Genomic DNA, 12,308 nt, shown 5'->3' on the forward strand with positions numbered 1-12,308 from the left:
TGATACGGTTTTCAGTAACAATAACAAACATTTTTATAATATCTTGCGTTATATTTGCTTGTTCAACTAATTTTTTCATTTAATGAGTACTACTTTACTATTAATAATCACAACAATTTCTGGATTAGTATTAGGGGTTATTATTGGCCATTTACTAGGTAAATTAGCTTTAAATAAAGCTACAGATACATTAGAAAAAGAAAACAACACCTTAGCTGTTACTATATCAAATGCAGAAGCTCAGAAGAATGAAAAAGAACAGGTTTTTATTCAACAAAAAGAAGATTTCTTAAAACGCTTGGATGATAAAACAAAAGAGAATAATGAATTAAGACGAGAAAAAGATTTCTCTGCTACTGAATTAGCTAGAAAAAATGAAGAACTAAGAAACTTACAATTAAAGTTAAACGAAAATAAAGAAGAGGTTGAGAAACTACAAGATAAGTTTACCAAAGAATTTGAAAACCTTGCAAATAAAATATTAGATGAAAAATCTAATAAATTTACAGAACAGAATAAAGAAAATATAAAAAATATACTAAGTCCCTTACAAGAAAAAATACAAACTTTTGAAAAGAAAGTTGAAGATTCTCAAAAAGAAAGTATTTCAATGCATTCAGCTCTAAAAGAACAATTACTTGGTTTAAAAGAGCTAAACACCCAAATGAGTAAAGAAACTATTAACTTAACTAGAGCATTAAAGGGAGATAGTAAAACACAAGGAAACTGGGGAGAACTAGTATTAGAACGTGTTTTAGAAAAATCAGGATTAGAAAAAGATCGAGAATATTTTGTGCAACAATCTTTTACTAACGATGAAGGTAAACGTATACTTCCCGATGTAGTTATTCATTTACCTGATAACAAAAAAATGATTGTTGACTCTAAGGTTTCTTTAACTGCATATGAACAATATGTAAATACTGATGATGCTATTGAAAAAACTCGTTTTATAAAAGAACATGTAAACTCTTTAAAACGACATGTAGAGCAACTTTCAGAAAAAAAATATGAGGATATTTATAAAATAGAATCTCCTGATTTTGTTTTGCTATTTGTTCCTATTGAGCCTGCATTTGCTGTAGCTTTAAATGAAGATAATACTTTATACAATAAAGCTTTTGAAAAAAATATCGTGATTGTTACTCCTACTACTCTTTTAGCTACTTTACGTACTATTGATACCATGTGGAATAATGAAAAACAACAACGAAATGCTTTAGAAATTGCAAGACAAGCTGGTGCTTTGTATGATAAGTTTGATGGTCTTTTAAAAGATTTGATTAGTATTGGTAAAAAAATTGATGCTACTAAAGCTGATTATAGTTCTGCCATGAACAAATTAGTAGAAGGTAGAGGTAATTTGATTACTAGTGTAGAAAAATTAAAGAAAATGGGAGCTAAAGCTAAGAAAGCACTTCCTGAAAAAATAATAGAACGAGCTCAAGAAGAGGATTAAAAAAAGCGACTTAATAATTAAGTCGCTTTTTTATTGTTTTAATATAATAGTTACATCACAAATAATCTTCTTTGATGCATTAAATCATATACTTTTTCACCTATTGCTTCTAATGCTTCATCATTAGTAGCATTTGTTATTGCTTCATCAATTAAATCAACAACAACAATCATATCTTCTTCATTTAAACCACGTGTAGTTACTGCTGAAGTACCAATACGGATACCAGAAGTTACAAAAGGTGATTCTGTATCAAAAGGAACCATATTTTTATTTACTGTTATCTCAGCTTTACCTAAAGCTATTTCAGCATCTTTACCTGTAATTCCTTTGTTACGTAGATCTATTAACATCATATGATTATCTGTTCCTTTAGAAATAATATCATATCCTTTCGCTACAAAAGCTGCAGCCATTGCTCTGGCATTTTCACGAACTTGAATTTGATACTCTAAAAAACCATCAGTTAACGCCTCACCAAAAGCAACTGCTTTAGCAGCAATTACATGCTCTAAAGGTCCTCCTTGATTTCCAGGGAATACCGATGAATTTAATAAAGTCGACATCTTTTTTGGCTTTCCACTTTTTAAGGTTAATCCAAAAGGGTTTTCAAAATCTTGTCCCATCATAATCATACCACCACGAGGTCCACGTAATGTTTTATGTGTAGTCGTTGTTACAATATGACAATGAGGTAACGGATCAGATAAAATTCCTTTAGCTATTAAACCAGCTGGATGTGAAATATCAGCCATTAAAATTGCACCTACACTATCAGCTATTTCTCTAAATTTCTTAAAGTCAATATCACGAGAATACGCTGAAGCTCCTGCAATAATTAATTTAGGTTTATGTTCATTAGCTTGTTGCTCTAAATGATTGTAATCTATAAGCCCAGTTTCTTTATCAACACCATAAAATACAGGGTTGTATAATTTTCCTGAAAAATTTACAGGTGAACCATGAGTTAAATGACCTCCATGAGATAAATCGAAACCTAAAATAGTATCACCAGGTTTTAAACATGTAGCGAACACAGCTGTATTTGCCTGACTACCTGAATGAGGCTGAACATTTACATATGCAGCTCCAAATAATTCTTTAGCCCTATCAATTGCTATTTGCTCTACAATATCAACTATCTCACATCCTCCATAATACCTTTTTCCAGGATATCCTTCTGCATATTTGTTAGTTAAAATTGATCCTTGCGCTTCCATTACCTGCTCACTTACAAAGTTTTCAGAAGCTATTAGCTCCAACCCATTTAACTGACGTTTTTTTTCATCAGCTATAAGGTCAAAAATTTGATGATCTTTTTGCATTACTATGTGTTGTTAAATTTTGTTGCCAAATGTAATCATTTTCTCAATAATTTTTATTTGGATAGTAAGTATTTTCACACATTTATACGTATTAGTTAATTATTGATACTATATTAATCTTTTGTGTGCATTTTTTTACATTTTTTAGTTTTTTACCTCTCTAAAATTCAAAAAAAATATGTAGGTTTGATAAAAAATTAAACAATACAATTAATGGAAATAACCGCAAATAACCCGAATAGAAAATCTTGGTTAACTGTAACAGAAAACTCTGATTTTCCGATTCAAAACATACCTTTTGGTGTTTTTTTAACCAAAGATGATATTATTACAATTGGAACAAGGATTGGTGACTATGCTATTGATTTAGGTGCTTTACATCAACTTGGATATTTTGAAGGCATTCCTTTAACCGATGATATTTTTTTACAAGATACCTTAAATGATTTTATTGCTGATGGTCGTAAAACTTGGCGTTTAGTTAGAAACAGAATTGCTGAAATTTTTGATGTTAAAAACAGTAGTTTAAGAGACAATGCTGAACATAAAGACAAAGTGATTTTTAGAATGGATGAAATAGAAATGCAATTACCTGTTAGTGTAGGTGATTATACCGATTTCTATGCTAGTAAAGAACATGCTACAAATGTAGGTTCATTATTTAGAGATCCTGAAAACGCATTATTCCCTAACTGGTTACAAATACCTATTGGTTACCACGGAAGAAGTTCTTCTATTATTCCTTCTGGTACTCCTATAAGAAGACCTGTTGGTCAATCTAGACCTAATGAAGGTGAAACTACACCTAATTTTGGTCCTTCAAAATTGTTAGATTTTGAATTAGAAATGGCATTTATTACAACAGTTGCAAATGATTTAGGAGAAAGAATTCCTATTGAAGAAGCTGAAGACTATATTTTTGGATTGGTTTTATTCAATGATTGGTCTGCTCGTGATATTCAAGGATGGGAATATGTTCCTTTAGGGCCATTTTTAGGTAAAAACTTTGCTTCTACTATATCACCTTGGATTGTTACTTTAGATGCTTTAGAACCTTTTAGAGTAGATAACCCTAAACAAGTACATGAACCTTTACCTTATTTACGTAAAGAAGGTAAAGATAGTTATGATATTAATTTACAAATGGCTATTCAACCTGAAGATAAAGAAGAAACTGTTGTTTGTAACTCTAACTTCAAATACATGTATTGGACAATGATTCAGCAATTAGCACACCATACTGTAAATGGTTGTCCTGTTAATGCTGGTGACATGATGGGAAGTGGAACAATTTCTGGTCCAACTCAAGATAGTTTTGGTTCAATGTTAGAATTAACATGGAGAGGTCAAAATCCTATTAAAATGAACGATGGTAGCGAGCGTAAATTTATCAATGATAATGATACAGTTATTATGCGTGGATATTCTAAAAATGACAAAGTTCGTATTGGTTTTGGAGAGTGTGTTGGTAAAATTTTACCTGCAATTGAATAAACTAAATAGTGTTATAAAAAAAAATCCAGTTCGTTTTGAACTGGATTTTTTTTTATTTTATTCTTCTTCTGGTGGTGGATGTCCAAAAATTTGTTCATACACTTCATCAAAATTTGTTCGTAAGTAAGCATTTAACTTTTTTCTATAGTCATCTTGTAACCAATCAATAAAATTATGTGTACTCTTACAAATACATTTTGAATACCTAAATATTCTATCATCTATATCTCCTCCTAACTTTTTAGCTAAAATTAAAGCATCAAAAACATCTTCACTATTTTCAATACATAATTTTGCATGATGCTCAATAGATTTCTCTAATACTTTTTTTGAAGATTGACCCGATTGTATTGTATCAACATACACCTTCTTTACATCAAAATATAAATCTTTTGAATTAGAAAATTCCTTTTTTACATCAGCAGGAAGCTCATATTTAAATTCACTTTCAAGCTCTTCATCACTTAATAAATTATCAAGATAAAAGTTAGGAGCTCTAAACATCTTTTGCCAATCTAAATCAGCACCCCAAGGACCAAATCTATGGAAGTTATTACCTAAATCAATAACATTAAATTCTGATTTATCAGGTAAAACACGCGATCCCCTACCAATCATTTGGTAATACAATGTTAATGATTTTGTTGCTCTATTTAATATAATAGATCTTACTGAAGGCTCATCAAATCCAGTAGTTAATATACTTACTGAGGTGATAATTGCATTTGGTGTTTTATGAAACCACTTTAAAATAAAATCACGTTCTTTTTTAGTATTCGTATTATCTAAGTGAGCAATAGGATATCCAGCCCTTTTAAAAGTATCAAATACATGTAAAGAAGTATTTATTCCATTATTAAAAATTAAAGTTTTAGTTCCTTTTGCACGTTCTTCATATGCCTGCAATAACTTAGAAAGCATATCTGAATTTGTATATAGATCCTCAGAAGATTTTACGGTATAATCACCATTTGCACCTACCTCTAATGAAGTTAACCCTACATTATACGAAAATACATTTGCTCTTGCTAAATATTCATTTTCTATTAAATTACCAATACTTTCACCATCAATTAACTCATCATAATTGTTCTTCATTGGTAACTTAATGTTAGAACTCAATGGAGTTGCGGTAACACCTAATACGAACGACTTATCAAAAAACTTAAACAGTTTAGTAAATGAATTATAGTGAGCCTCATCAATAATAACCAATCCTACATCCGATATATCTAACATATCATCATTCAAACGGTTATTCAAAGTTTCAACCATTGCTACAAAGCAACTAAAGTTACTTTGATCATTTAAGTCTGCTTTACTATCAATGATTTTATTATCTACATTGAATTCGCTTAACATCCTAGCGGTTTGTTTACACAATTCAATTCGGTGTGTCATTATTAACACCTTTTTTTGATAATGCTTTAAATACTGACGGGTAATTTCAGAGAAAATAACTGTCTTCCCTCCTCCTGTTGGTAATTGATACAGTAGGTGGTAATTTTCGGGGGCATTTTCAAAACTTTTAAAAATTTTGTGTAACGCTTCCTTTTGATAATCGTATAAATTTTTACCTACAATTGGCTTAGTCGTCGCTGTTTCTTTACTCAATTTTGTACTATTTTGAAGTATGCGAAAATACGACCTATTTAAGTAAATACCAGTAAAAACATTATAAAATTTAAAAAGTTTTTAAATTTATGTTAGTAATATCATAATGAGAAGCATAAGCTACAGCCACTCCTCTTTTTATAATCATTAGCTGTGGAGACTGGTGTAATACCTGAAATTTATAACCAATTTCATTAGACAATTCACGGTAATTTAATAAATCTAAATAATAAACTTTAAAATCTTTTAAACTCTCATCAAAACTACTTTCAAAACGTTGAATAACCATTCTACTAATTCCACAACGCGTTGAATGTTTAAAAATAGCTATCGGTTCTTTCTTTGATAAAATTTCAATTTCTTTAAGTTGATCCATACTTCGTAAAGGCAACCAGTTAACTAACGATTTTTCTTCTTTTTTTTCTGATGATGAATTTCCAAAAAGTGATTTTAATATTCCCATTATTGTTGTTTAGTATTTCTGTCGACTATAAAACCAAAACCTTTCAAATGTCAAAAAGTCAGTAAAAACAAGGTGATTAGCGACATTTTGACTCTTTTTATCTTTAAAAAAGTATTGGTATTAATTTTGACTAGTTCATTGTAAAATTAATGATTATGAATTTTAACAATTATACAATAAAATCGCAAGAAACTATACAACAAGCGCAACAATTAGCGCAAGAGTATCAACATAATCAAATTGAAAACGAACATATTTTTAAAGCTTTATTTTCAGTTGATGAAAATGTACTCCCTTTTATATTAAAAAAATTAAATGTTAATTTAACAATTGTTCAACAAATACTAGACAAACAATTAGATAGTTTTTCTAAAGTTACTGGTGCAAATTTAACACTTTCTCCTGAAGCTGGAAAAAGCCTTACAGAAGCTTCTGTAATTGCAAAAAAAATGAATGATGAATATGTTTCTATAGAACATTTGGTTTTAGCTATATTTAAATCAAAAAGTCAAATTTCTCAAGTATTAAAAGATCAAGGTGTAACTGAAAAAAATCTTCAAAATGCAATAGATGAATTACGTAAAGGTAATAGAGTAACTTCTCAAAATGCTGAAGAAACATATAACTCTCTAAACAAATACGCTAAGAATTTAAACCAATTAGCGCAAGATGGAAAATTAGACCCTGTAATTGGTAGAGATGAAGAAATAAGACGTCTTTTACAAATTTTATCAAGAAGAACAAAAAATAATCCAATACTAGTTGGTGAACCTGGTACCGGTAAAACTGCTATTGCTGAAGGTTTAGCCCACAGAATAATTCGTGGGGATGTTCCTGAAAATTTAAAAGACAAACTAATTTTCTCATTAGATATGGGAGCTTTAATTGCTGGTGCTAAATATAAAGGTGAGTTTGAAGAACGTTTAAAATCTGTTATTAAAGAAGTTACTACTTCTGAAGGAGATATTGTTTTATTCATTGATGAAATTCATACTTTAGTTGGTGCTGGTGGTGGACAAGGAGCAATGGATGCTGCTAACATTTTAAAACCAGCTTTAGCTCGTGGAGAACTTAGAGCCATTGGAGCAACTACTTTAGATGAGTATCAAAAGTATTTTGAAAAAGACAAAGCTTTAGAACGTCGTTTTCAAAAAGTACTAGTTGATGAACCAGATACTGAAAGTGCCATTTCTATTTTAAGAGGTATTAAAGACAAATATGAAACACACCACAAAGTACGAATTAAAGATGAGGCCATTATTGGTGCTGTAGAATTATCTCAACGTTACATTACTAAAAGATTTCTACCAGATAAAGCTATCGATTTAATGGATGAAGCTGCTTCTAAATTACGCATGGAGATCAACTCTAAACCTGAAGAATTAGATGTACTTGATCGAAAAATAATGCAGTTAGAAATAGAAATAGAAGCCATAAAACGTGAAAATGATGAAATTAAGTTAAAATCATTAAATGCTGATTTAGGAAACATTAAAGAAGAACGTAACGAATTGAATGCTAAATGGCAATCAGAAAAAAATGTAGTAGATGGTATTCAACAATTAAAATCTGACATTGAAAATTACAAACTAGAAGCTGAAAAAGCAGAACGTAATGGTGACTATGGTAAAGTAGCAGAACTTCGGTACGGTAAAATCAAAGAAACCCAAGAGAAACTTGATCAACAACAATTGGTATTAGCTAATCAACAAGAAAACTCTTTAATAAAAGAAGAGGTTACTTATGATGACATTGCTGAAGTTGTTGCAAAATGGACAGGAGTTCCAGTTACAAAAATGCTACAATCTGAACGTGAGAAATTATTAAAATTAGAAGATGAATTACACAAACGTGTTGTAGGACAAGAAGAAGCTATTGAGGCAGTGTCTGATGCCGTACGTCGTTCAAGAGCTGGTTTACAAAACCCTAACAAACCTATAGGTTCTTTTTTATTCTTAGGTACAACTGGTGTTGGTAAAACAGAACTTGCAAAAGCACTTGCTGATTATCTATTTGATGACGAAAACGCTATGACTCGTATTGACATGAGTGAATATCAAGAAAAGCATTCTGTAAGTAGATTAGTTGGAGCCCCTCCAGGGTATGTAGGTTACGATGAAGGTGGACAATTAACGGAAGCTGTAAGAAGAAAACCATATTCTGTTGTACTTTTAGACGAAATTGAAAAAGCACATCCTGACACTTTCAATATACTATTACAAGTATTAGATGAAGGAAGATTAACTGACAATAAAGGGAGAGTAGCTGATTTTAAAAACACAATTATAATTATGACTTCAAATATGGGAAGTCATATAATTCAAGAAAAGTTTGAAAACATGAAAAATGATCTTCATACTTCTATGGAGTTAGCTAAAACAGAAGTTCTTGGATTATTAAAACAAAGTGTTAGACCTGAATTTTTAAACAGGATAGATGACATTATTTTATTTACTCCGTTATCACAATCTAATATTAAACATATTGTAAAACTTCAATTGAATAATGTTAAGAAAATGGTAGCTAAACAAAACATTACTATTGATGCTACAGATGAAGCAATTAATTATTTAGCTAATAAAGGATATCAACCTGAATTTGGAGCTCGTCCTGTAAAGCGAGTAATTCAAAAAGACGTTTTAAATGCTTTATCTAAAGAGATTTTATCAGGAAAACTTACCACAGATAGCATTATTTTATTAGATGCTTTTGATGATAAACTTGTTTTTAGGAATCAATCAGATTTAATTGAAACCAACTAATTTAAAAAAGGCTAAAACATTAATGTTTTAGCCTTCTTTACTTATAAATAACCATGTACAATTCGCAGTAATCGCCCCAATAACTGGTGCCAAAAAATACAGCCATGCTATATGCATATTACCTGTAAACAATAATGGAGCTAAGCTTCTTGCAGGGTTAAACGATCCTCCAGAAATAGGTCCAGCTATTAAAATAAACCCCATAACTAAAGCCCCCAAAACAATACCTAATAAATGTGAATAATTCTTATTTTCACTAACTCCTAAAATAGTTAACATTAAAAAAAACGTTAATACTGCTTCCAATACAAAAGAAGGAATTACTCCTCCTGTTGGCAAAGTTTCTCCCAAAGTAGTTGTATTATAAAAAACAACTTTAAGTAATCCACTAGCCATTAATGCACCTAATATTTGCCACACTATATACCCTATAACTTCTTTTTTAGAAATTACTTTTCTTATTCCTAATGCAATAGTTACAGCTGGGTTAATATGAGCACCAGAAATACTTCCAAAAACATAAACTATTGCTGTTATAGTTACTCCAAAAGATACAGAAACACCCAATAAACCTATGCTATTATTAAATAACGAGTTAACAATCACTGCTCCTGTTCCACAAAAAACCAACGCAAATGTTCCAATGAATTCAGCTAAATACTTTTTCATTTTAAAAATTTAAGTATAAAAAAAGGTAGCCTACTTGCTACCTTTAATTATGTTTTACTAATTGATTTATAATATTGCACTTGCTCCTGCTTCTGCAACTGTATGATCATTTTCAACAGAACTTCCACTTACTCCAATTGCACCAATAATAGTACCTTCTGAATCTTTTATAGGTACTCCACCAGGAAAAGTTATTAATCCGTTATTAGAATGCTCAATATTAAATAAAGAACCTCCTGGTTGAGACAATTCACCTATTACTCCTGTATTCATATCAAAAAAACGAGCTGTTTTTGCTTTCTTTATTGAAATATCTAAAGAACCTAACCATGCTCCATCCATTCTGGTAAATGCAACTAAATTTGCTCCAGCATCAACAACAGCTATATTCATTTTTGTATTTAACTCCGTAGATTTAGCCTTAGCTACTTTTATAATTTCTTCTGCTTGTTCTAATACTATATTCATTTTGTAGTGATTTATATTTATACTGCAAATTTAGTACTAGAATTAACGTTCTTGTTTACTTGAAAAGGTCAAATAACTTATGAAAAAAGGTCACTTTATTTGAGATGGACTTATTCCAAATTTTGTTTTAAAAGCACTACTAAAATTAGAAAGGTTATTATATCCCAAATCCAAATAAATATCAGACACTTTTAAATTTCCTTTTTCTAAAAGTTCCTTAGCTTTGTCTAAACGTTTATTTCGAAACCATTTTCCTGGTGAAATATCATGCTCCTTAATGAAATTTCTTTTAAAAGTAGATAAACTCATATTACACAAAAAAGCAATTTCTTCAATTGTTAATGATGAGTATATATTTTTTTCAATAGTAGACTGAAATACAGATTCTTCTTTAAGAACTAAGCTACAAATATAATTTTCAAATAACTCTCCGAACTTGTTCAATAAATACAACAATAACTCTTCTAATTTTAAAGAAAGTAAATCAATCATGAATTTAGATGATGATGTAGTTATATTATTAAGAGAATTCAAATAAGTACTTAAATAGTCATCATTTTCAATTACAAAATACGGAGCTATATTTTTTGTGCTCACTTTTTTATTAATATGTTTTTTAATAAAATTCTTTAATTTATCTTCAGAAAAAAATAATAATTTACAGTAATAAACTTCATCTGTATCTAACAACTCACTCCATAAGCAATTTCCCTTTTTTATTAAAATTGATTGGGAATTATCTACTTGCACTTTACTATCTGCAAAATGAACTTGCTTTTTACCTTTTTGTAAAAAGCTAAACATGTGCATATTTAAATTTACTTTTGTTTTAATGGCATTATCAACCATTTTTAAATCGTAAATATAAAGATCAGGATTATTTGTGCCTTTGATGTAAGAATCAGGTACATTTTCTATAGTAAAGTTAGACACAACTTAAAAACATATAAAATTTAATTTAAAAATCCTTGTTCATTCATCCAATCATCAGAATAAATTTTATTCATATATCGTGATCCATGATCAGGTAATATAATTACAACAAAACTATCTTCATCGAAAAAGTTTTTATCGGCATATTGTTGAACTCCCTGTAAAACAGCTCCTGAAGTATACCCTGCAAAGATACCTTCAGTTTTCACTAACTCTCTAGCTTTCAAAGCTGATGTTTTATCAGCTACTTTTTCATAAATATCTATCACATCAAAATCTGTTGATGTAGGTATCAAAGTTTTTCCTAATCCTTCAATTTTATATGGGCAAATTTCATTAGCATCAAATTCACCCGTTTCATGATATTTTTTAAGTACTGATCCTATAGCATCAACTCCTAAAATTTTAATTTCTGGGTTCTTTTCTTTTAAAAATTGCCCAGTTCCAGAAATTGTTCCTCCAGTTCCACTAGCAGCAACCAAGTGAGTTATTTTACCATTAGTTTGTTCCCATATCTCTGGGCCTGTACTTACATAATGTGCCTCAATATTTAATTCATTAAAATATTGATTAATATATATAGAACCTGGATTTTCTTTATGCAATCTTTTTGCTACTTCATAATAAGAACGAGGATCATCAGCAGCAACATTCGCTGGACAAATATGAACTTCAGCTCCCATAGCTTTTAACATATCTATTTTATCTTGTGATGATTTATCACTAACTGCTAAAATGCACTTATACCCTTTTACAATGCTTATCATTGCTAAAGAAAAACCAGTATTTCCAGAAGTAGTTTCTACAATAATATCTCCTTTTTTTACAATTCCTTTTTTCTCTGCTGTTTCAATGATATGAAGTGCTATCCTATCTTTAGCTGAATGTCCTGGATTAAAAGCCTCTACTTTAGCATAGTGCTTTCCAGGAATATTTTTTGTTATTCTATGTAATTCTACTAATGGTGTTTCTCCTACTAAATCTAAAATTGTATTGGTAATACCAGCGTGTCTCATTCTTATCTAATATAAAAGGCGTCATTACGAGAATATATGACGAAATTTAAAGATTTTATCTATTTTCTAGTAATGACGCCCTACTCTTTCCGAGGGCAAAAGTAA

10 protein-coding genes are annotated in these 12,308 nt (G+C 30.0%); 3 read left to right on the forward strand and 7 right to left on the reverse strand.

What is annotated here, in order from left to right:
* Nucleotides 1-82 precede the first annotated feature (82 nt).
* Nucleotides 83-1,459, forward strand: coding sequence for a DNA recombination protein RmuC (rmuC, locus tag DS884_RS04175; protein ID WP_093871422.1), 1,377 nt, complete (start codon nucleotides 83-85; stop codon nucleotides 1,457-1,459).
* Nucleotides 1,460-1,509: 50 nt separating this feature from the next.
* On the opposite strand, the gene glyA is transcribed toward rmuC, so the two are convergent.
* Nucleotides 1,510-2,784, reverse strand: coding sequence for a serine hydroxymethyltransferase (glyA, locus tag DS884_RS04180; protein ID WP_093871423.1), 1,275 nt, complete (start codon nucleotides 2,782-2,784; stop codon nucleotides 1,510-1,512).
* Between the two features lie 213 nt (nucleotides 2,785-2,997).
* On the opposite strand from glyA, the gene fahA reads away from it, so the two are divergent.
* Complete coding sequence (fahA, locus tag DS884_RS04185; RefSeq protein ID WP_093871424.1) at nucleotides 2,998-4,278, forward strand: fumarylacetoacetase; 1,281 nt, start codon at nucleotides 2,998-3,000, stop codon at nucleotides 4,276-4,278.
* Between the two features lie 57 nt (nucleotides 4,279-4,335).
* On the opposite strand, the gene DS884_RS04190 is transcribed toward fahA, so the two are convergent.
* The gene (locus DS884_RS04190) at nucleotides 4,336-5,892 is read right to left on the reverse strand and encodes a DEAD/DEAH box helicase (RefSeq protein ID WP_093871425.1); all 1,557 of its coding nucleotides are present in this window, start codon (nucleotides 5,890-5,892) and stop codon (nucleotides 4,336-4,338) included.
* A gap of 70 nt (nucleotides 5,893-5,962) precedes the next feature.
* On the reverse strand, nucleotides 5,963-6,355 hold the full coding sequence (ytxJ, locus tag DS884_RS04195; RefSeq protein ID WP_093871426.1) for a bacillithiol system redox-active protein YtxJ: 393 nt from the start codon (nucleotides 6,353-6,355) through the stop codon (nucleotides 5,963-5,965).
* Nucleotides 6,356-6,510: 155 nt separating this feature from the next.
* On the opposite strand from ytxJ, the gene clpB reads away from it, so the two are divergent.
* Entirely contained in the window at nucleotides 6,511-9,117 is a 2,607-nt protein-coding gene (gene clpB, locus DS884_RS04200; protein ID WP_113785896.1) for an ATP-dependent chaperone ClpB, read from the forward strand.
* Between the two features lie 27 nt (nucleotides 9,118-9,144).
* Here clpB and DS884_RS04205 read toward each other — a convergent pair whose 3' ends face one another.
* From DS884_RS04205 to DS884_RS04220, 4 genes are all read right to left on the reverse strand, one after another.
* Nucleotides 9,145-9,786, reverse strand: coding sequence for an MIP/aquaporin family protein (locus DS884_RS04205; protein WP_113785897.1), 642 nt, complete (start codon nucleotides 9,784-9,786; stop codon nucleotides 9,145-9,147).
* Nucleotides 9,787-9,852: 66 nt separating this feature from the next.
* A complete protein-coding gene (locus DS884_RS04210) occupies nucleotides 9,853-10,254 on the reverse strand; it encodes a GlcG/HbpS family heme-binding protein (RefSeq protein WP_113785898.1) in 402 nt (133 codons plus the stop codon).
* Between the two features lie 90 nt (nucleotides 10,255-10,344).
* Nucleotides 10,345-11,187, reverse strand: a complete 843-nt coding sequence (locus tag DS884_RS04215; RefSeq protein WP_233487105.1) for a helix-turn-helix domain-containing protein — start codon at nucleotides 11,185-11,187, stop codon at nucleotides 10,345-10,347.
* A 20-nt stretch (nucleotides 11,188-11,207) separates the two neighbouring features.
* Nucleotides 11,208-12,203, reverse strand: a complete 996-nt coding sequence (locus DS884_RS04220; RefSeq protein WP_113785899.1) for a PLP-dependent cysteine synthase family protein — start codon at nucleotides 12,201-12,203, stop codon at nucleotides 11,208-11,210.
* Nucleotides 12,204-12,308 lie beyond the last annotated feature (105 nt).

This window comes from Tenacibaculum sp. E3R01, assembly GCF_003318185.1.
Taxonomy (GTDB): Bacteria; Bacteroidota; Bacteroidia; order Flavobacteriales; family Flavobacteriaceae; genus Polaribacter; species Polaribacter halocynthiae.

Coding starts and splice junctions, on each gene's coding strand:
- ytxJ (WP_093871426.1), bottom strand. CDS start 6,355: ATGGGAATATTAAAATCACTTTTTGGAAATTCATCATCAGAAAAAAAA.
- DS884_RS04210 (WP_113785898.1), bottom strand. CDS start 10,254: ATGAATATAGTATTAGAACAAGCAGAAGAAATTATAAAAGTAGCTAAG.
- fahA (WP_093871424.1), top strand. CDS start 2,998: ATGGAAATAACCGCAAATAACCCGAATAGAAAATCTTGGTTAACTGTA.
- clpB (WP_113785896.1), top strand. CDS start 6,511: ATGAATTTTAACAATTATACAATAAAATCGCAAGAAACTATACAACAA.
- glyA (WP_093871423.1), bottom strand. CDS start 2,784: ATGCAAAAAGATCATCAAATTTTTGACCTTATAGCTGATGAAAAAAAA.
- rmuC (WP_093871422.1), top strand. CDS start 83: ATGAGTACTACTTTACTATTAATAATCACAACAATTTCTGGATTAGTA.
- DS884_RS04205 (WP_113785897.1), bottom strand. CDS start 9,786: ATGAAAAAGTATTTAGCTGAATTCATTGGAACATTTGCGTTGGTTTTT.
- DS884_RS04220 (WP_113785899.1), bottom strand. CDS start 12,203: ATGAGACACGCTGGTATTACCAATACAATTTTAGATTTAGTAGGAGAA.